General features: G+C 54.1%; 22 protein-coding genes. 12 read left to right on the forward strand and 10 right to left on the reverse strand.

The window, feature by feature from the left end; all coding sequences use genetic code 11:
• Positions 1–149: 149 nt before the first annotated feature.
• Positions 150–1,613 (forward strand): mannitol dehydrogenase family protein, encoded by a 1,464-nt coding sequence (locus tag ACWKXT_RS03205; RefSeq protein WP_454531627.1) that lies wholly within the window; start codon positions 150–152, stop codon positions 1,611–1,613.
• Positions 1,614–1,657: 44 nt separating this feature from the next.
• Here ACWKXT_RS03205 and ydfZ read toward each other — a convergent pair whose 3' ends face one another.
• The gene (gene ydfZ, locus ACWKXT_RS03210) at positions 1,658–1,861 is read right to left on the reverse strand and encodes a putative selenium delivery protein YdfZ (protein ID WP_003857405.1); all 204 of its coding nucleotides are present in this window, start codon (positions 1,859–1,861) and stop codon (positions 1,658–1,660) included.
• A 286-nt stretch (positions 1,862–2,147) separates the two neighbouring features.
• Between ydfZ and ACWKXT_RS03215 the strand changes: the two genes are divergently transcribed.
• On the forward strand, positions 2,148–2,579 hold the full coding sequence (locus ACWKXT_RS03215; protein WP_454531628.1) for a universal stress protein: 432 nt from the start codon (positions 2,148–2,150) through the stop codon (positions 2,577–2,579).
• A gap of 33 nt (positions 2,580–2,612) precedes the next feature.
• Here the strand turns inward: ACWKXT_RS03215 and ACWKXT_RS03220 are convergent, their stop codons facing one another.
• Complete coding sequence (locus ACWKXT_RS03220; RefSeq protein ID WP_213813297.1) at positions 2,613–3,299, reverse strand: FCD domain-containing protein; 687 nt, start codon at positions 3,297–3,299, stop codon at positions 2,613–2,615.
• 90 nt (positions 3,300–3,389) lie between these two features.
• Entirely contained in the window at positions 3,390–4,136 is a 747-nt protein-coding gene (gene ydfG / locus ACWKXT_RS03225; protein WP_454531629.1) for a bifunctional NADP-dependent 3-hydroxy acid dehydrogenase/3-hydroxypropionate dehydrogenase YdfG, read from the reverse strand.
• Positions 4,137–4,279: 143 nt separating this feature from the next.
• Here ydfG and dcp point away from each other — a divergent pair, with 143 nt between their 5' ends.
• Positions 4,280–6,313 (forward strand): peptidyl-dipeptidase Dcp, encoded by a 2,034-nt coding sequence (gene dcp / locus ACWKXT_RS03230; RefSeq protein WP_454531630.1) that lies wholly within the window; start codon positions 4,280–4,282, stop codon positions 6,311–6,313.
• Between the two features lie 147 nt (positions 6,314–6,460).
• Here dcp and ACWKXT_RS03235 read toward each other — a convergent pair whose 3' ends face one another.
• A complete protein-coding gene (locus ACWKXT_RS03235) occupies positions 6,461–6,688 on the reverse strand; it encodes a hypothetical protein (RefSeq protein WP_454531631.1) in 228 nt (75 codons plus the stop codon).
• 150 nt (positions 6,689–6,838) lie between these two features.
• Here ACWKXT_RS03235 and ACWKXT_RS03240 point away from each other — a divergent pair, with 150 nt between their 5' ends.
• Complete coding sequence (locus ACWKXT_RS03240; RefSeq protein ID WP_454531632.1) at positions 6,839–7,003, forward strand: YnfU family zinc-binding protein; 165 nt, start codon at positions 6,839–6,841, stop codon at positions 7,001–7,003.
• Positions 7,004–7,057: 54 nt separating this feature from the next.
• Here ACWKXT_RS03240 and ACWKXT_RS03245 read toward each other — a convergent pair whose 3' ends face one another.
• Positions 7,058–7,276, reverse strand: coding sequence for a cold shock domain-containing protein (locus ACWKXT_RS03245; protein ID WP_454531633.1), 219 nt, complete (start codon positions 7,274–7,276; stop codon positions 7,058–7,060).
• 396 nt (positions 7,277–7,672) lie between these two features.
• On the opposite strand from ACWKXT_RS03245, the gene ACWKXT_RS03250 reads away from it, so the two are divergent.
• Positions 7,673–7,849 (forward strand): hypothetical protein, encoded by a 177-nt coding sequence (locus tag ACWKXT_RS03250; protein WP_454531634.1) that lies wholly within the window; start codon positions 7,673–7,675, stop codon positions 7,847–7,849.
• Positions 7,850–8,007: 158 nt separating this feature from the next.
• Positions 8,008–8,181, forward strand: a complete 174-nt coding sequence (locus tag ACWKXT_RS03255) for a GnsA/GnsB family addiction module toxin (RefSeq protein ID WP_454527357.1) — start codon at positions 8,008–8,010, stop codon at positions 8,179–8,181.
• A gap of 121 nt (positions 8,182–8,302) precedes the next feature.
• Here ACWKXT_RS03255 and ACWKXT_RS03260 read toward each other — a convergent pair whose 3' ends face one another.
• On the reverse strand, positions 8,303–8,548 hold the full coding sequence (locus ACWKXT_RS03260) for a DinI family protein (RefSeq protein ID WP_454526934.1): 246 nt from the start codon (positions 8,546–8,548) through the stop codon (positions 8,303–8,305).
• A 34-nt stretch (positions 8,549–8,582) separates the two neighbouring features.
• Between ACWKXT_RS03260 and ACWKXT_RS03265 the strand changes: the two genes are divergently transcribed.
• Entirely contained in the window at positions 8,583–8,795 is a 213-nt protein-coding gene (locus ACWKXT_RS03265; RefSeq protein WP_454531635.1) for a hypothetical protein, read from the forward strand.
• A gap of 209 nt (positions 8,796–9,004) precedes the next feature.
• On the opposite strand, the gene ACWKXT_RS03270 is transcribed toward ACWKXT_RS03265, so the two are convergent.
• Positions 9,005–9,994, reverse strand: coding sequence for a 2-hydroxyacid dehydrogenase (locus tag ACWKXT_RS03270; protein WP_454531636.1), 990 nt, complete (start codon positions 9,992–9,994; stop codon positions 9,005–9,007).
• 326 nt (positions 9,995–10,320) lie between these two features.
• Here ACWKXT_RS03270 and ACWKXT_RS03275 point away from each other — a divergent pair, with 326 nt between their 5' ends.
• The 4 genes from ACWKXT_RS03275 to ACWKXT_RS03290 all read left to right on the forward strand — a co-directional run bounded on the left by ACWKXT_RS03275 (position 10,321) and on the right by ACWKXT_RS03290 (position 13,918).
• Entirely contained in the window at positions 10,321–10,644 is a 324-nt protein-coding gene (locus ACWKXT_RS03275) for a hypothetical protein (protein ID WP_454531637.1), read from the forward strand.
• Between the two features lie 127 nt (positions 10,645–10,771).
• On the forward strand, positions 10,772–13,411 hold the full coding sequence (locus tag ACWKXT_RS03280) for a YdbH family protein (protein ID WP_454531638.1): 2,640 nt from the start codon (positions 10,772–10,774) through the stop codon (positions 13,409–13,411).
• A complete protein-coding gene (locus ACWKXT_RS03285; protein WP_080327221.1) occupies positions 13,408–13,593 on the forward strand; it encodes a YnbE family lipoprotein in 186 nt (61 codons plus the stop codon). Before ACWKXT_RS03280 ends, ACWKXT_RS03285 begins: the two co-directional genes overlap by 4 nt.
• Before the next feature lie 7 nt (positions 13,594–13,600).
• Positions 13,601–13,918 (forward strand): YdbL family protein, encoded by a 318-nt coding sequence (locus ACWKXT_RS03290; protein WP_454526929.1) that lies wholly within the window; start codon positions 13,601–13,603, stop codon positions 13,916–13,918.
• Here ACWKXT_RS03290 and feaR read toward each other — a convergent pair whose 3' ends face one another.
• Entirely contained in the window at positions 13,919–14,827 is a 909-nt protein-coding gene (gene feaR / locus ACWKXT_RS03295) for a transcriptional regulator FeaR (protein ID WP_454527356.1), read from the reverse strand.
• Between the two features lie 241 nt (positions 14,828–15,068).
• Between feaR and ACWKXT_RS03300 the strand changes: the two genes are divergently transcribed.
• Positions 15,069–16,568, forward strand: a complete 1,500-nt coding sequence (locus tag ACWKXT_RS03300; protein WP_346808452.1) for an aldehyde dehydrogenase family protein — start codon at positions 15,069–15,071, stop codon at positions 16,566–16,568.
• Between the two features lie 99 nt (positions 16,569–16,667).
• Here the strand turns inward: ACWKXT_RS03300 and ACWKXT_RS03305 are convergent, their stop codons facing one another.
• A complete protein-coding gene (locus ACWKXT_RS03305; RefSeq protein ID WP_454531639.1) occupies positions 16,668–17,774 on the reverse strand; it encodes a membrane-associated sensor domain-containing protein in 1,107 nt (368 codons plus the stop codon).
• A 73-nt stretch (positions 17,775–17,847) separates the two neighbouring features.
• Positions 17,848–19,821, reverse strand: coding sequence for an alkyl/aryl-sulfatase (locus tag ACWKXT_RS03310; RefSeq protein WP_454531640.1), 1,974 nt, complete (start codon positions 19,819–19,821; stop codon positions 17,848–17,850).
• Positions 19,822–19,927 lie beyond the last annotated feature (106 nt).

The following is a 19,927-nucleotide window of genomic DNA, read 5'->3' on the forward strand; positions in this document are numbered from 1 at the left end:
TAAATCAAAAACTCAAACGGCAGTATCAGTATGGTTTATGGCAGTTATTTTTTTACCCCAACTGCCATTCTAGTTGGTGTAGTCAGCAGGCGCGGCCGCCTGAATAGCGCGGCCGCGAATCACAGCTTTCTAATTAACGAGTCTTAATCATGGAAAACCGGTTATTACAGGCGAAAGCGACGCTTCCTCAGTACGATCGCAGCAGCCTTAAGGCACGCATTGTTCATTTAGGGTTTGGCGCATTTCACCGTGCGCATCAGGCGGTGTATGCCGACATTCTTGCGGCTGAACACGGTAGCGACTGGGGCTACTGCGAGGTTAACCTGATTGGCGGCGAGCAGCAGATTGCCGACCTGAAAGCGCAGGATAACCTCTACACCGTGGCGGAGATGTCCGCCGATACCTGGACATCCCGCGTGGTTGGCGTCGTCAAAAAAGCGCTGCATGCGCAGGTCGACGGGCTGGAGAGCGTGCTGGCGGCGATGTGTGAACCACAGGTGGCGATCGTATCGCTGACCATCACCGAGAAGGGCTACTGCCACTCTCCGGCAACCGGGCAACTGATGCTCGATCATCCGTTAATCGTTGCAGACCTGCAAAACCCGCATCAGCCGAAATCCGCGCCGGGCGTAGTGGTGGAAGCGCTGGCACGACGCAAAGCGGCGGGGCTGCCTGCGTTCAGCGTGATGTCCTGCGACAACATGCCGGAGAACGGCCATGTCATGCGCAACGTAACCTGTGCTTACGCGCGAGCGGTAGACAGTGAACTGGCGGACTGGATTGAAGCGAACGTTACCTTCCCGTCAACCATGGTGGATCGTATTGTGCCCGCCGTCACGGCCGATACGCTGGATAAAATTGAACAGCTGACAGGGGTACGCGATCCGGCAGGCGTGGCCTGCGAGCCGTTCCGCCAGTGGGTGATTGAGGACAACTTTGTTGCTGGCCGTCCAGAGTGGGAAAAGGCGGGTGCGGAACTGGTTTCAGATGTCATTCCCTTTGAAGAGATGAAGCTGCGTATGCTTAACGGCAGCCACTCTTTCCTGGCGTATCTCGGCTACCTGGCCGGTTATCAGCACATTAACGACTGCATGGAAGATGAACATTATCGCGCAGCCGCGCATGCGCTGATGCTGAAAGAGCAGGCGCCGACGCTGAAAGTGAAGGGGGTGGATTTAGCTCACTATGCCGACCAGCTGATCGCGCGCTACAGCAACCCGGCGCTGCGTCACCGTACCTGGCAAATTGCCATGGACGGTAGCCAGAAATTGCCGCAGCGTATGCTCGATTCCGTGCGCTGGCACCTTGTCCATCAGAAACCTTTCCCGCTGCTGGCCCTGGGTGTGGCAGGCTGGATGCGTTATGTCGGCGGTGTGGATGAGCAGGGTAACGCCATTGAGGTGAGCGACCCGCAGCTGGCGGTGATACAGGCGGCGGTAAACGGTAGCGCTGAAGGTGAAAGCCGGGTGAGTGCGCTGTTGGGCATTGAAGCTATTTTCGGGAACGAGCTGCCGCAGGACGCGGTGTTTGTTGAGGCGGTCATGCGGGCTTATCAAACGTTGCTGCAAAAAGGCGCGAAGGCCACGGTTGCTGAGTACGCCGCCCGCCTTTAACGCTTTGACATGCCGCCGTTCGCGGCGGCATGTCGGGGAACAGCTTAGTGCATCCCCAGGCGAATCAGCTCAATCGGTTCGAACTTACCTTCGCATCCTTCCACTTCAACCGTTTTACCACGACGCACCTGCTCGGCATTCAGGCCGTCGCTGTGGATCGCTTTAATCACGCCGAACTGACCTGTGCCGCTAATCATAACGCGGCTGCCAGTGGTGATTGCATTTCGGTTACGGTCGTATGTCATCATGGTATTTTCTCCTCTTGCACTTATCCGTTACGGCGCTAATTCAACGGCTGCCGTTCACGGGGCACTATTAATACGCCTCTCTTAAACTGAATTATTTGCTTTTGATCAAGCTCACACTTTTTTCTTATTTCATGATGGCGCTGACGGTTCAGGACATCGCTTTACAAAGCGGACAGTTATTTTCCTTATTTGATAGTTTACGAACGTAAGTGTTTAGGTTTTGTTTATCTCCGCAATGCCATTCTGGAAGCAGAAAATAACCCTTCATCGGAAAAGGAGTCAGGTTATGTATAAGAAAATTTTGATGCCTGTTGACGTGTTTGAAATGGATTTGAGCGATAAAGCGGTACGCCACGCGGTCAACCTCGCGAAGGCGGAAAGCGCGACAATCACCCTGGTCAACATTCTCCCTAACAGCAGCCGTTCGTTACTGCGGGGGTTCAATGCCGATATTAAGAAGTTCGAAGAGTATATGACCGCCGAATCTGATAAGAAAATGAAGGCACTGAAACGGCTCTTTGATATGTCCCCGGACAATATTGACTGTGAAGTTCGCTTCGGCAACGTACGCGATGAAATCATCAAGCTCAGCAAAGAGGGGAAATATGATGTCATTGTTATCGGATCAAAAAATCCGAGTATCACAACGCATCTGCTGGGTTCAAATGCTGAAACTATCCTGCGCTACGCCACTATTCCGGTATTAGTGGTCCGCTAATCACTTCGCCGCACCGAAAGGGGGCGGCGAGGTTTATTCTTCGCTAAACCACTCGCTGTTTTCCTGACGAATTAACTGAACTGACTCGCTAATTTCCTGGAGGTGAAGCGTCATCGCTTTATCTACGGCTTCCACGTCACGTTTTTCCAGGGCACTGAAAATATCATGATGCTGTCGCAGCAACATCTCTGGCGGAGAAACATGATCAAGACTCATGTAGCGCACGCGGTCGATGGTCGCTTTGATGTTTTCGACGGTATCCCACGCGAGCTGGCACTCGGCAATCTGCGCCAGTTTCTGGTGAAACTCGTCGTCCAGCTGGAAAAAGTCGTTTAACTGTTTGCGGTCGATGGCGATTCGTTGCTGATGCAGGTTTTGCTCCAGCAGATAGCACTGGTTGTCGTTAATGAGCGACGCGGCGCGACGCACCACGGCGCACTCGATGGCCTGGCGAACAAAACAGCCATTCCGTACCTGCGAAAGCGAAATTTTATTGACATAGCTGCCGCGCTGAGGGCGGATCTGAATAAGGCCGTTTTCTGCAAGCTTGATAAACGCCTCACGTACGGGCTGACGGGAAACGTCAAAACGTACCGAAACCTCTTTTTCTGAGAGTGGCGTTCCCGGTGGGATCAGGCAGCGAACAATATCACGGCGTAAAATGCGATAAATTTGCTGATTAACGGGCTGGGTAGGATTAAGTTGCGATTCAGCGGCCATGGGTTGTGATTTCTCAGAGAGTTAACCTGAACATACTACCATTCTTTTGCCTGCCATCACATACCCGGCCCGCAGGCCGGGTGGGGTAAATTAACCGCGATGCACGCTGAGTCCGGCATAGGTCTGGCTGACGGGCATCATCTCAACCGTGTTGATGTTGACATGCTTCGGCAGGGTCGCAACCCACCAGACGGTTTCGGTGATATCTTCCGGCGTCAGCGCGTTTGCATTTTCATAAGTTTTATCCGCTTTCGCGTCATCGCCTTTGAACCGCACGTTGGAGAATTCGGTTCCGCCTACCAGACCCGGCTCAACATCGGTCACGCGGATCGCGGTGCCATGCAGGTCGGTGCGCAGATTCAGGCTGAACTGACGGACAAAGGCTTTGGTTGCACCGTACACGTTGCCGCCCGCGTAAGGCCAGCTTCCGGCGGTGGAACCGATATTGATGATATGACCCCGGTTACGTTCAACCATGCCCGGCAGCACGGCGCGGGTCATGTACACCAGCCCTTTGTTGTTGGTGTCGATCATGTTTTCCCAGTCTTCCACGCTGGCTTTGTGAGCAGGCTCCATTCCCAGCGCCAGGCCAGCGTTATTGACCAGAACGTCGATTTCACGCCATCCGGCAGGCAGGTTGGCAATCATCTCTTCAATGGCGGCGCGGTTTCGCACGTCCAGCTGTGCGGTCAGGATGCTGTCACCCAGTTCGTCTTTTAGCTCCTGCAAACGCTCCTGACGGCGCCCCGTTGCAATCACTTTATGTCCGTTGGCGACGAAACGACGCGTGATACTTTCACCAAAACCCGCCGTTGCCCCGGTAACTAAAATAATCATCTCACTGTTCCTCAACGCTTTTTGTGTTGTACTAACATAGCACGCTCTCCGGCACGTCGTTAAGGCAACATTTGTATGACGCCATTGCAGGCCAGCGCAGGCTGGCCTACTCTGGGGAGAAATACCGTGCTCAGGAGTAAACGATGTCGGTCAACAATCCTTTTTTTGAAATTAGCCTGCTGCCTTATCAGGCACCACGCTTTGATGCGATCAACGACAGCCATTATCGTCCGGCCTTTGATGAAGCGATGCGCCTTAAACGTGCAGACATTGACGCGATTATCGTGCAGACCGCTGCGCCGGATTTCGACAATACCGTGCTGGCGCTGGAAAAGAGCGGGGCCATGCTGTCGCGCGTGAACAGTGTGTTCTTCGCCATGACGTCCGCACACACCAACGATTATCTTCAGGCGCTGGACGAGCAGTTCTCCACCGAACTGGCCGGGCTGGCGAACGATATCTGGCTTAACGATACCCTTTTCGCCCGCGTGGAAGCCGTCTGGCAGGAGCGCGAGGGGCTGGATGCCGAATCCCGCCGACTGACGGAGGAGACGTATCAGCACTTTGTTCTTGCGGGCGCGCGTCTGAACGCCGATGAAAAAGCGGAGCTGAAAGCCCTGAATACCGAAGCCGCCACCCTGACCAGCCAGTTTAATCAGCGTCTCCTTGCTGCGAACAAGGCGGGCGGACTGGTAGTGGACAACGAGCATGCGCTGGATGGGCTGAGTGCCGGGGAGATCGCTGCGGCGGCTCACGCTGCCGCAGAAAAAGGGCTGACGGATCGCTGGCTGATCCCGCTTTTGAATACCACGCAACAGCCTGCGCTGGCGACGCTGTCGCAGCGCGAGACGCGTAAAAAGCTGTTTAACGCAGGCTGGGAACGCACTCAGAAAGGGGACGAAAACGATACGCGCGATCTGATCCGTCGGCTTACCGCGTTGCGGGCAAGACAGGCGCAGCTGCTCGGGTTTGAAAACTTTGCCAGCTGGAGCATTGCCGATCAGATGGCGAAAACGCCGGATGCCGCACTCGAATTCATGCGCGGGATAGTTCCTGCGGCGCGCAACAGGGCCGCGCTGGAGCAGGCGGATATTCAGAAGGTCATCGACGACGAGCAGGGCGATTTTACGGTGCAGGCCTGGGACTGGGCGTTCTATGCCGAACGCGTGCGCTCAGCGAAATACGCGCTGGATGAGTCGCAGATCAAACCCTATTTCGCGCTCAATACCGTGCTGGAAGATGGCGTATTCTGGACCGCCACGCAGCTGTTCGGCATCCGCTTTGTCGAGCGTTTTGATATTCCGGTTTACCACCCGGACGTTCGCGTGTGGGAGATTTTCGATCACACCGGCGAAGGCATGGCGCTGTTCTACGGCGACTTTTTCGCGCGTGATTCCAAAGCGGGCGGCGCGTGGATGGGGAATTTTGTTGAGCAGTCTTACGAATTTGCCGCGCGTCCGGTGATTTACAACGTCTGCAATTATCAAAAACCGGCCAACGGTCAGACCGCGCTGATCTCCTGGGATGATGTGATTACTCTGTTCCACGAGTTTGGTCATACGCTGCATGGGCTGTTTGCCAGCCAGCGCTATGCCACGCTTTCAGGCACCAACACGCCGCGTGATTTCGTTGAATTCCCGTCGCAGATCAATGAACACTGGGCCAGCCATCCGCAGGTATTTGCTCACTTTGCTCGTCACTATCAAACCGGCGAACCGATGCCGGAGGCGCTGCGGGAAAAAATGCTCAACGCGACCCAGTTTAATAAGGGGTATGACATGACGGAGCTGTTGAGCGCCGCGCTGCTGGATATGAACTGGCACGGCCTTCAGAAGCCCGTTGAAGACGTGGAAGCCTTTGAAGCCGCCGCACTGAACAAAGAGGGGCTGGATCTACCAGCCGTACCGCCGCGCTATCGCAGCAGCTATTTCGCCCATATCTTTGGCGGCGGCTACGCGGCGGGGTATTACGCCTATCTCTGGACGCAGATGCTGGCGGACGACGGCTATCAGTGGTTTGTCGAGCAGGGTGGGTTAACGCGTGAAAACGGGCAAATATTCCGTGAGGCAATTTTGTCGCGCGGGAATAGCACTGATTTGGCTGAACTTTACCGGAACTGGCGCGGGCACGATCCGAAAATTGAACCGATGCTGGAGAATCGCGGGCTGAGTTCGTAGGTCTTTTTCAGGCTGGAAACAGAACCGGGCGTGAAGCCCGGTTTATTACCCGAAATTGTTCTTCCCCGCGAAGAGAATAATGAGACATCGTTATTATAATAATGCGAATGCGCAGCAGGTCATGAGAAGTCCCGAACCTTCCTGCGGTTACAAATACTTTTTTCCCGCATCAAATATTTCCTGCGACGTAAGTTCTCTGTCTGAGGCAACATAGATGACGTCGTGGTCACCCGTCAAAGACGGATACCAGGCAGACATTATTTGAAGATGCACTTCTTCACCATTTGGATACTCTTCACGTAACGATGTCACGCCCTTCATGACGGTGACAACCTTGCCCGGTTTGCCATTAAAAAAAACGATCACTTTTTTCATATTTCACCGTGTAGTTGTCTGTGGTTTTTTCAGTTTACGGCAAGCCTAAGAGAATCATTAATTGACGTTTATTCATCATTAATGAAATTAAAACAAGCAATTTACGGCCTTAACGTGTACTGTAGCAGTCCATTTATACAGGAGAAGCCTATGTCTGGACGTAAAAACGCGCAATTGCGCCGAAATTATTTAGTCAAATGTCCTTGCCCAAACTGCTCTAAAGATTCAGAGCACAGCTACAATCGCGTACAAAAAGGGTCTCAACTGGTTTGCCCATACTGCAGTGCGCTGTTTAAACCCTCTCAACGTATTTAAATCAACCCGTCAACTCAATAAAAACTTCATCGTAATCGCGGGCCACTGATCATATTATTTGTCGCAGAGCATCACGTTGGCCGCAGCGGGGCCTTTATTGCCTGCCGTGATAGCAAATTCCACTTTCTGGCCTTCAAAAAGGGTTTTGAAGCTTTCTCCCTGCAGGGCAGAAAAGTGAACAAACACATCTTTACTTCCATCGAGGGGCGAGAGGAAGCCAAAACCCTTATCCTCGTTAAACCACTTGACCAGACCTAAGATCCTTGATGACATAAAATACTCCGTTTGAAGACTCTAAAAATGAAAAAACTATGATGAGAAACGTATGACAGATTACGTAAAAACTCAAAAGGAGGGGATATCAGAGATAGCGCCTGGTTATGAGGACTTCTTGAGGAACGTTGCATTCGATATTTGCAACGAACCAACCGGGTCATTAAGGCACGGGCAGCGCGGATAAGCAAATTTTATTTTAGCTATCCGGGCGGCTAATTAAGAATGGTTTGCCAAAATAATGTGACCGTGTATATCTTTCTTTGCTGAAACGCCGACATATTTGACAGCCCCCAGCATGCTCCAGACTTCCTGATTGTCGCAGAAGGCTTTAAATAATCATCTGCTTGCTTTGAAACGCGCCATCGGCGGGTTTATGACTTATGAAGAGTCAGCATGAAAGAATGGCTGCAAACCGGAGCCAGTTTTAACCCGATGAGCTTTTCTGTAACAAGAGGGAAGCGTTCAGCAGAAAAAATGCCCCTGGTAGGGGCAAGTATGAGTCAAATCTTTTCTTATTCTAAGGTGCTTCTTGCTCTAAGGCTTTTGGACAATAGCACCTCGCGCAAATAATGCAATCTAAATGCACATTTAAATACGACCACATCAGTCATCAGTCATCAGGCTCAGCGGTAGTCTATGCTTTACATACAGTTATGGTTAAAGGTGATTAATCAATGATTGTCGCCTTACTGGAGAATGGAAACAGCAAACGGCCAGAAGAGGTAAAAATGAACGTTGACGCACTGACGCAAAAGGCAGAAGAAGAGATTTCCGCTCTGATTACGAAAAAAATCGCAGAGTTACGAAAAAAAACAGGCCAGGAAGTTTCCGAAATAGAGTTTACTGCTCGCGAAACAATGACGGGACTAGAGGGGTATGAGGTAAAGATCAAACTGCTTTAATCACATCTTCTTCGGTGAAGGTCGCTCAAGCGGCCTTTTTTTATGCCCTCAGGATATGCACAAAGCATTATGGGTGAGCAACAGTATCGGGCTGCTAACGACATTCATGCGTCGTTAAGGATTAATGAGGCTCGTGCGTCAACCACATGTCCGCCTCTTCGAACATCTCCTCAAGCATGCGGTTCAGCTTCTCCCGGTCACTTTTGCTCGCATCGCTGTTCAGGCCGTTCGCTTGCATCGGCTTAACGGACACCCTGGCCTCAGGAAAAATTCGATGCACACGTTTTGTCAGTTCGGCCAGAATGATCTCGCGCGCGCCCGGCAGCCCCTGTACATTTCGCTTGTCATAGACCAGTTCAACAAACATCGACTCTCCTTTTAATTATTCATTGCGCAATGAAATGTTGAAAGTAAAATACTACTGTATATTAGTACAGTCAATCCTCATTGGAGGTAAAACCCACGCGTGTTATGACCCGGGAGAAGGGCGCTACGAAAACATCGAAGCGGCAGCACATCAGCAGTTGCAAAACCACGGGATCGCCATGACCGATTTTGCCCCCGCTAACAAGTATTTCCTGATGGTGAGCCTGATACAGCATCTGATTGACTAGGTTCATAGTGGCGATCTGGCGCTTGCCCAAAGGATGATCGCCCTGGAAGCAAAAAGGCTGAACGTTACGGTAAACGTCGAAGCGAAGATAGCCGTAAAAATGTCATGCTTCTAAAGGATGGCGTGTGACACCATTGGCGGAAAAGGCAGAGGGGCGTTCAGTTAACGCCCAGGCCGGGCAGGGCGTAGCCGCCACCCGGCTTACCAGGTTTACACTATCGCGTTAGGGCACGCTTCGCCCTTTTCGAGTTGACGCAAATTTCCCAGCGTGGTTTCCGAAATGCTGATAAGCGCTTCGGCCGTCAAAAACGCCTGGTGGCCGGTAAACAGGACGTTATGGCAGGCCGACAGACGGCGGAACACGTCGTCCTGAATCACATCATTAGACTTGTCCTCAAAGAACAGGTCGCGCTCGTTCTCATACACGTCCATCCCCAGCGCGCCAATTTTCTGGGTTTTCAGGGCTTCAATAGCGGCCTGAGAGTCAATCAGCCCGCCTCGGCTGGTGTTGATGATCATCACCCCGTCTTTCATCTGGTCAAACGCCGACTGGTTAAGCAGGTGATAGTTTTCCGGGGTCAGCGGGCAGTGCAGGGAGATCACGTCAGACTGTGAGAACAGGGTCGGGAGATCTACATACTCCACGCCCAGCTCCAGTGCAGCGGCGCTTGGGTACGGATCAAACGCCAGCAGACGCATGCCAAAGCCTTTCAGGATGCGCAGGGCGGCCACGCCGATTTTACCGGTGCCGATCACGCCCGCGGTTTTACCGTACATGGTGAAACCGGTCAGCCCTTCCAGAGAGAAGTTGGCATCGCGCGTACGCTGATAAGCGCGGTGAATACGACGGTTGAGTGACATCATCATGCCAATCGCATGTTCCGCCACCGCTTCCGGAGAGTATGCCGGGACGCGCACCACCTTCAGACCCAGCTCTTTCGCCGCGTCGAGATCCACGTTGTTAAAGCCCGCACAGCGCAGGGCGATGTACTTCACCCCCTGTTTTTTCAACTCTTCCAGCACAGGGCGACTGCCGTCGTCGTTAACAAAAATGCAGACGCCTTCACAGCCGTGCGCCGTTTTGGCGGTTTTTTCGGACAGCAGAAAGTCGAAAAATTCAAGCTCAAACCCGTAAGCTTCGTTAACATGTTGCAGATACTTTTTGTCGTACTGCTTTGTGCTATATACCGCGAGTTTCATAAGACTTTCTCCAGTGATTTTGCATTCACGTTAGCATGATTAAAATTATCTTACAATTTCTAAAATATTATTGAATTCAATAAGTTCTATCAATTATTCTAGAGCATATGTACACCCTAACTCCATGATATTCTTACTACGAGAACGCTTCTGCGCGGATCTAATCAGGGCATGTAGCGGAAAATGGAGTGGGTAGAGGATGCGAGAAACGCCTGTCTGGATTACGTTAAAGAATGGCAAGAGGGTGTGAAAACTGCAATGCTTCTGAATGTGATAGAAAGATATCAGGAACCGGCTGAGTTTCTGACAAATATGGAGAATGATCCATGTCGCAACAGTTGGAGTTGTCTTTATCTCCGCCGATGCTGCCCGCCTTGTACTATTTTGTAGTATCTATTGCGGTTTTATTCGTACTGTTGATGGGGAAACTCAAGGTCAACAGGCTGCGTAAATATCCTCTGTTCATTGCCTATACGCTGTTTGTAATAGCCATGGCAGCCATTCAAATTAACGTTTTTGCCAATGGCTACGAATTTGTTAGCGGATTTTTACATATTGATTTTGACCCCTGGCGGTACGACTCGGTGTATTGGGGATCCTTGATATTCGCCATGCTTTACCTTCTGGCAATGCCTCGGAACAGGCTCTAGTTTCGCAACTTAACGTTACAGCATCTATCCTTAAATCTGGCTTTGGCTTCAACTGATCCGCTAAATATGCGACAATATTCGGCACTGCCGGCTTAATTATTTCGAAAAATCAGGATATTAACTGCCCATGAAGGGTAAATACAAAGCCGCACTTGCGCTTTTACTGCTGTTGATTTTGGTGCCGCTGACGCTGCTGATGACGCTCGCCCAGTGGGTGCCGACGCTCGCCGGGATCTGGCTGCCTGTCGGGACGCGCATCGCTTTCGAGGAAAGCCCCAAACTCACCCGTCACGCGCTGGTGATCCCCGATCTTCGCTATCTGGTTGAAGACTGTGAAATAGCCCGTGCCGATAACGTGACGCTGTCACATCCAGGCCGCTGGAAGCTGGATATCGGTACGCTGGATCTTAACTCCGTCTGTCTGAGCAAAATTCCCCAGTCTGCGCCGTCAACGGTCGCCCCCAAAACGCTGGCGCAGTGGCAGGCGGTGTTACCCAATACCTGGCTCACTGTTCACCGTCTGACGCTGTCGCCCTGGCAGCAGTGGCAGGGCGAGCTTAATGCGTCGCTGACCCCGTCCCGTCAGGAGATCGCCTATAAAGGCGAACAGGTCAGCATTAAAGGCACGCTTCGCGGTCAAACGCTCTCGGTCAGCCAGTTCGATGTAAAGCTCCCGGATCAGCCGCAGCCCATTAAGCTGGTGGGCGAGTTTACCTTGCCGCTGGTACCGGACGGCGTGCCGGTGAAAGGCCACGCTGTCGCGACCTTTAACGTGCCACAGTTAACGTCTCTGGTCGATGCCGATCTGGACTGGGAAGACAACCAGGGACAGCTGGTGGTGATGGCGCGGGACAATCCCGATCCGCTGCTTGACCTGCCGTGGCAGATCACCGCGGAGCAGCTGAACATCAGCGACGGACGCTGGAACTGGGATCTCTCGGGTATGCCGCTGAGCGGGCGGGTGTCCCTTCGCGCCGATAACTGGCAGCAGGGGCTGGAAAAAGCCACCCTGACCGGACGGCTGAACGTGTTGACGCAAGGCGATGCGGGGAAAGGCAACGCGGTACTGAATATTGGGCCCGGCAGGCTCAGCATGGAAAACAGCGACATGCCGCTGCATCTGAGCGGCGAGGCGAAGCAAAACGATCTCATTCTTTACGCCAAATTGCCGGCAACACTGACCGGCAGCCTGTATGAACCGCAGCTTGCTTTTGAGCCGGGTGCGCTGCTCCGCTCGCGCGGGCGTATTATTGACTCGCTCGATATCGATGAAATCCGCTGGCCGCTGGCGGGCGTGAAGCTGACACAGAAGGGTGTCGACGGTCGTCTGCAGGCGATTCTGCGTGCCCATGAAAACGAGATGGGCGATTTTGAACTCCATCTGGACGGTCAGGCCAACGATTTTCTCCCTGACAACGGCCTGTGGCAGTGGCGTTACTGGGGCAAAGGCGCTTTTACGCCAATGAATGCCCGCTGGGATGTCGCCGGGAAAGGCGAGTGGCGGGACAAACTCATCGAGCTCACCGCGCTCTCTACCGGTTTTGACAAGCTCCAGTACGGCACGATGGAGGTCAGCAAGCCGCGCCTGGTGCTGGATCATCCGGTGCGCTGGTTCCGCGATCCAGAAAAACCGACTTTTAGCGGCGCGCTGTCGCTCAATGCCGGACAAACCCGGTTCGCTGGCGGCAGCGTTTTGCCGCCGTCGGTCCTGACTTTCAGCGTCGACGGCACCGACCCGACGATTTTCCAGTTTAAGGGCGATCTCCGTGCGGAAAAAATTGGCCCGGTCCAGGTAAATGGCCGCTGGGACGGGGAGCGCCTTCGCGGGCAGGCCTGGTGGCCGAAACAGTCGCTCACCGTCTTCCAGCCGCTGATCCCGCCGGACTGGAAAATGACGCTGCGCGACGGAGAACTCTATGCGCAGGTCGCCTTCTCGGCGGCGGCCGAACAGGGATTTGAGGCGGGCGGGCACGGCGTGCTGAAATCCGGCAGTGCCTGGATGCCCGATAACCAGATTAACGGCGTCGATTTTGTGTTGCCGTTCCGCTTCAGCGAGGGAACCTGGTCGCTGGGCACGCGCGGCCCGGTTACGTTGCGCATTGGCGAAGTGGAAAACCTGGTGACCGCGCGCAACATTACCGCGGACCTGCAGGGGGATTACCCCTGGACGGAGGACAATCCGCTGCTGCTCACCAACGTGAAGGTGGAAACCCTCGGCGGGAAAATCACCATGCAGCAGTTGCGGATGCCGCAGCACGATCCGGCTCTGCTGCGCGTGGACAATATCTCCTCCAGCGAGCTGATTAGCGCCGTCAACCCGAAGCAGTTTGCCATGTCAGGCCCGGTCAGCGGGGCGCTGCCGTTCTGGCTGGACAATGAAAAGTGGATCATTAAAGATGGCTGGCTGACCAACCCCGGGCCGATGACGCTGCGACTCGACAAAGATACGGCTGACGCCATCGTGAAAGATAATATGGTTGCGGGCGCGGCGATTAACTGGCTCCGCTACATGGAAATTTCGCAGTCGTGGACGAGAATCAATTTAGATAACCTCGGTGAATTAACCATGCAGGCGACCATCAAGGGGACCAGCCGCATGGACGGCAAAAGCAGCTCCGTCAACCTGAACTATACCCATGACGAGAATGTCTTTACCCTGTGGCGCAGCCTGCGTTTTGGCGACAACCTGCAAACCTGGTTTGAGCAACACGCGGCGATACCCGCTCTGCGCAGTTCGACTGGCAAGGAAAGTGAGGAACAACAATGAAAAAGATGGCTGGTGCGCTCACCGTTGCCGCGCTACTGACCGGCTGTACGCCGCGCATTGAAGTCGCTGCGCCAAAGGAGCCGATTACCATCAACATGAATGTCAAAATCGAACATGAAATCCACATCAAGGTCGATAAAGACGTCGAAACCCTGCTGAAATCGCGCAGCGATCTGTTCTGAGGATGCCATGAAACGATTAGCGTTGATTTTACTGGCCCTGAGTATAAACGTGCAGGCGGCTGCGCTGACCTTAAATGATGCCCGGGCGCAGGGGCGCGTGGGGGAAACCCTCAGCGGGTATCTTGCCCCGATTCAACAGGATGCGGAAACGCTGGAGCTGGTGAGCCGCATTAACGCGGCGCGCACGGAAAGCTATCAGAAGCTCGCCGACAGCAATAATTTACCGGTCGATGAAGTGGCGAAAATGGCGGGACAAAAACTGGTTGCTCGCGCGCAGCCGGGCGAATACGTGAAGGGCATTAACGGAAAATGGCTTAAAAAGTAGCTAGCGGTAGCGCTTGCGGTATTCACCAGGCGAGACGCCAAAACGCTGCTTAAAAGCCGTTGAAAAATGGCTATGGTCGGTAAACCCCCAGCTGTAGCCAATGCCCGCCAGCTTTTCATCATCGCCGGTGGATTGAAGAGCCTGCGCGCAGAGATCCAGACGACGGTTTTTAATGTACTGCGCTACCACCAGTCCCTTCTCGGCAAACATGCGGTAAAGACTGCGCACGGACATTCCGCTCTCGGCGGCAATCCACTCCGGGCGCAGCGATTCAGACTGAATATGGTCGTCAATCAGCGCCACCACATGCTGGAACTGGCGCTCCTTACGTGGCTGCATTACGTCGCGCTGCTGAAAAGCGGGGCGCAGCAGGCAGATCATCGCTTCGAGCGCCGCTTCACTCTCTCTGTCACTCAGGTCGGCATTGCTCATGCTCTCCATCAGCAGGCGATGGCTCAGCTGTACCGTGGGCAAGGTGCGGGAAAGGGCGGTCGCGCAGCTTATCTCCTGAAAGCGGCACTGCTGCTCAATAATCTGACGGGGAACCAGGAGCGAAATCTGGCGGGATTTTTCCCGCCAGTTGATCGAGCAGGGGCGCGACGCGTCAAGCAGCGTGATATCACCGGTTTTAAGCACCGCGCGGCGGTCGTCCTGCTCAATTTCCGCGCTGCCTTGAAGCTGGAATACGGTATAGAACCAGGCATCATTACTCTGCTGGATCTCCTGATGAGAACGAAACAGGTTTACCCCACCTGCGGTGACGGTGCTGAGCTTCAGGCTGCGCGCATAGCTGGTCTCCAGCTCTCCGAAGAATTTGCCCCCGGTGGGCTGGGCGTTAAAACGCCCGCAAACCTGGTTAATTTGCGCCAGCCACTGCTGATACTGTTCATGTTCACTTGCACACGCCATCGCTTCTCTCACTGCACCGTCAACGTTTTCGCATTGTTGCATTTGTGTTGCATTTTGTCAGAGCTCTGAGGATGACTATAGGAAAGAACACTCACCGGTAACAGCGATATAAGCGGCAATTATCGCGAATTGCGGCACCTGTCACAGGTGGCAAAGCGAATGTCACAGAGACAAAAGCGAGAATGCAAAACCCCACTTAGACTGGATTAACACCCTGAGAATAACAACGAAGGAGTATCCTATGTCTGAATCACAGGTGGCCATTCTGCCTGCCGTACAGCAGTTTTTAGACCGACATCATGGCCTGTGGATTGAAGGGCGTCAGGCCGCGTCAGACAGTGAAAAGCGGCTCAATGTCTACAACCCGGCCACGGGGGAGGTGATTGCCTCGACTGCCGATGCCAGCGTCGATGACGTTGATCGCGCGGTGATGTCCGGCTGGCGCGCGTTTGTCGCCCGCAGCTGGGCCGGAAAATTACCGGCGGAGCGCGAGCGGATCCTGCTCCGTTTCGCCGATCTGGTCGAGCAGCATGGCGAGGAGCTGGCCCAGCTTGAAACGCTGGAGCAGGGGAAATCGATCAACATTTCCCGCGCCTTTGAAGTCGGCTGTACCCTGAACTGGATGCGCTATACCGCCGGGCTGACCACGAAAATAGCCGGTAAAACCCTCGATCTCTCCATCCCGCTGCCGCAGGGCGCGCGCTACCAGGCGTGGACGCGCAAAGAGCCAGTTGGCGTGGTGGCCGGGATTGTGCCGTGGAACTTCCCGCTGATGATCGGGATGTGGAAAGTAATGCCAGCGCTGGCCGCGGGCTGCTCTATTGTCATTAAACCGTCTGAAACCACGCCGCTGACCCTGCTGCGCGTAGCGGAACTGGCCAGTGAAGCGGGCATTCCGGACGGGGTATTCAACGTGGTGACCGGAAGCGGCGCGGTGTGTGGCGCAGCGCTGACCTCACATCCGCATATTGCGAAAGTGAGTTTTACCGGCTCGACTGCAACGGGGAAACAGATTGCCCGCGCGGCGGCGGACACGCTAACCGGAGTAACGCTGGAGCTGGGGGGGAAAAACCCGGCCATTGTGCTCAAGGATGCGGACCCGGCGTGGGTGATAGAAGGGTTAATGACCGGCAGTTTCCTCAACCAGGGGCAGGTGTGCGCGGCGAGCTCTCGCATTTATATTGAAGCGCCGCTGTTTGACACGCTGGTCAGCGGGTTCGAACAGGCGGTGAAATCCCTGAGCGTCGGGCCGGGCATGTCGCCGGAGGCGTTTATCAACCCGCTGGTGTCGCGCGCGCACTGCGATAAGGTGCAGACCTTCCTCGACGAAGCGACATCACGCAACGCGGAGCTGATCGTCGGTAACCGCGGCCCGGAAGGCAAAGGTTATTACGTCTCGCCTACGCTGGTGGTGAACCCGGATGCCGCGCTGCGGTTAACCCGGGAAGAGGTGTTTGGCCCGGTGGTCAACCTGGTGCGGGTCTCCGACGGGGAAGAGGCGCTCCAGCTGGCAAACGACACCGAATATGGCCTGACGGCCAGCGTCTGGACGCAGAACATCAGCAAGGCGCTGGAGTATACCGACCGGCTGCAGGCGGGCACCGTGTGGGTGAACAGCCATACGCTGATTGATGCCAACCTGCCGTTCGGTGGCATGAAGCAGTCCGGCACCGGGCGTGATTTTGGCCCGGACTGGCTGGACGGCTGGTGCGAAACCAAGTCGGTGTGTGTGCGCTACTAGTAAAAGCAAAAGGCAACCGGGAGGTTGCCTTTTTAGTGTATGTTCCCTCTCCCGTGGGAGAGGGTCAGGGTGAGGGCATCAGGCCGCACCCGGCTTTACTTAAAGCGACCACCGATCCCGCCCGGCCTCCTTCGCCCGATAGAGCGCCGCATCGGCACGGGCAATAATCTCGGTACCCGCAAGCCCCTCGACCATACCCGCAATCCCCATGCTCACGGTAACATGGTCGCTTACGGCTGACGCACTGTGCGGTATCGACTCCGCGCGCAGGCCGTCCCGAATGCGTATGGCAACCTTTTCGGCGATATTTTCCGGGCAGTTGAACAGGATCACCACGAACTCCTCGCCGCCGTAGCGTGACACCACATCGTCAGGCGTTCGCACTGACTGCTTCAACACCCGCGCCACGCGCGTCAGACATTCGTCACCCGCCTGATGCCCGTAGGTATCGTTGTAGCGTTTGAAATAGTCGATATCCAGCATGATCAGAGAGAACGGTTTCTTCTGCTCAACCGCGTTCTCCAGCACCACTTCCATTTTCCGGCGATTGGCGGTTTTGGTTAACGGATCCTGATGCGCCAGCGCATCCAGTCTGGAGATCAGCAGCTGATTTTGCTGGTTACGGCGCCAGGCTTCGTCAAACCAGCTCAACAGGATGAAACGCCCGCAAATCAGGATCAGCGAAAACACGCTCCAGATGACTACGAAGTGAAGATTAAAGCCGTTATTCAGTGTCCAGCTGGCTACAGGCAGGGTTATCCAGAGCGGGAGCACAAAGGCGAGTAATCCTTCAGGGTAAAAATAGAGCGCCGTTAAGCCAGCGAGTAATAAAATGACGCACAGCGGCCAGACGTGTGGCAGCAGTAATTGGGTGATAAACCAGAAGCAGGAGACCGACCAGATAGCGCTACAGACAAACAGCACCACGCTGATACCGGCAATGCGCCGCCAGGCCATCAGGATCAGCGCGGCAGAGAGGATAATAATGCCGAGCATGGAGGCATCGACCATTTTCGTCAGCTGCGGCGAGTGGGGATAAAGGGGATCGCTGACCTTTAGCAGAACGTGACGCAGCAGGATCATCACGGCGAAGCTGATGTTGACGAAGGCCAACCACGGCAGGTTCATCGCCAGTCCGTGCATGACCATGGCATGGCGCGTCGGCCAGGTTGCTCGCTCAAGTGTCGGTTTTTTTCTTTTTTCCATTGACGCTGTTTACCCCGTCCAGGGAATAAGTTAAGCAGAAAAGGGCGGACAGGCCGCCCTTACGTGCGCATTGTTACGGCGTCACAATGTTAAACCAGAAATCAAATTTATCCATGTAACCGAGCATGGTGTCGAGTTTTGCACCGTCGCCAGTGATCTTCACATCACCGTTGTCTTCGGCCTGTTTGAGCGTCACCTCTTTGAGGATAATTTTGTTCAGCGTATCGCGGTTAAGGGTGATGGTAGCATCAGCATCTTTTGCCTCGGTGTTCGCCGTATGGTTCAGCACGCCATTTTCCAGTTCCAGCTTATATTTCCCGCCATCATTGCCCAGGTCGATATTAAACACCGATTTGGCATCGCCCGCTTTTTGTCCGTTGATGTGTACGGCAAGATAATCGAAGAACATCTCCGGGGTCATTGCCCGTACGGTATCCGGGCTGGCGGTATTCGGGGTTGGCCCTTTCACCACGCCATTACGCAACTCCTGTGCTCCGGTCAGGTAGAAGTTACGCCACGGGCCAGACTCAGCCTGATAGCCAAGCTGTTCCAGCGCATCCGCTTCCAGGTTACGTGCCGACTGGTTGTTGGGATCGGCAAAGACCACTTTGCTTACCACCTGCGCCACCCAGCGGTAGTTCCCGTGGTCGAAGTCGGTTTTTGCTTTGCTCAGGATGGCATCTGCGCCACCCATATACTCCACGAATTTCTTCGCGGCCTCTTCAGGCGGCAGTTCGTCCAGCGTCGCCGGGTTGCCGTCAAACCAGCCCAGGTAAAGCACGTAGGTGGCTTTCACGTCGTGGCTCACCGAACCGTAATAGCCGCGGTTAGCCCAGGTATGCGCCAGCGAATCCGGGAGCTTGAAGTTAGCGGCGATTTCGTCACGCGTTAGCCCTTCATTCGCCATACGCAGGGTCTGGTCGTTAATGTAACGATAGAGGTCACGCTGGCTTTTCAGCAGGTTGACCACGTTTTCGTTGCCCCAGGTCGGCCAGTGGTGCTGTGCCATGATGATTTCAGCTTTATCACCCCAACGTACAATCGCCTGGTTGATGTATTTCGACCATGGCAGCGGCTCGCGGATTTTGGCGCCGCGCAGCGAGTAGGTGTTATGCAGGGTGTGGGTCACATCCTCAGCGGATTCAATCAGTTTTTTCTCTTCGATATACCAGAGCATTTCGGATGGCGCTTCGGAGCCCGGTGCGAGCATAAAGTCATAGGTCAGGCCGTCGATAACCTCTTTTTGGCCGTCTTTTTCAATGATATTAGTCGGGGCGATCAGCGTCACCGTCCCGGCGGAGGTGGTGGTCCCGAGACCTGCACCTACCTGGCCTTTAGCATCGGGCTTCAGCAGGTTGCCATACATATAGCTGGCGCGGCGGCTCATCACATTACCGGCCATGATGTTCTCGGCAACAGCCGCTTCCATAAACCCGGCCGGGGCGTAGATTTTCACCTTGCCGGATTTCACGTCGGCTTCATCCACCACGCCGCGCACGCCGCCATAGTGGTCAACGTGGCTGTGGGTATAAATTATGGCGACGACAGGTTTTTGACCGCGATTTTTGAAATAGAGATCCATCCCGACTTTCGCCGTTTCTGACGACACCAGCGGGTCAACCACGGTAACACCCTCTTTCCCTTCGATGATGGTCATATTCGACAGGTCGAGATTTCGAATCTGATAAACGCCGTCGGTAACTTCAAACAGGCCGCTAATATTAATCAGCTGAGATTGACGCCATAAACTGGGGTTAACAGTCTCCGGAGCTTTATCGCCTTCTTTAATAAACGAATACTGTTGCGGATTCCAGATAACGTTTCCCGGTTCCCCTTTGATAATGTCCTGAGGAAGAGGCGCAATAAAGCCTTTATGGGCGTTCGTAAAATCGGTGTTATCGGAGAAGGGAAGCTGATTAAACAGGGCATTATTGGCTTGCTGCGTCGCTGCGGTGGCATCCTTTGGGGCTTCTGCGGCATACGCGGAGCTGACGGAAATAACAAGTCCAGCCAGAGCAAGACTCCTGACGATCAAATTGAATTTCATCCTAAAACCTCTCAATGATGTATTACGTCGTTTGTGGGAAATTCGCGTCCTGGCTGAAAGTGTTTCAAAAATGAAATGAAAAAAAATGAGGTAGAAATAACTATAA

The sequence above is a fragment of the Enterobacter sp. UPMP701 genome (assembly GCF_053709515.1).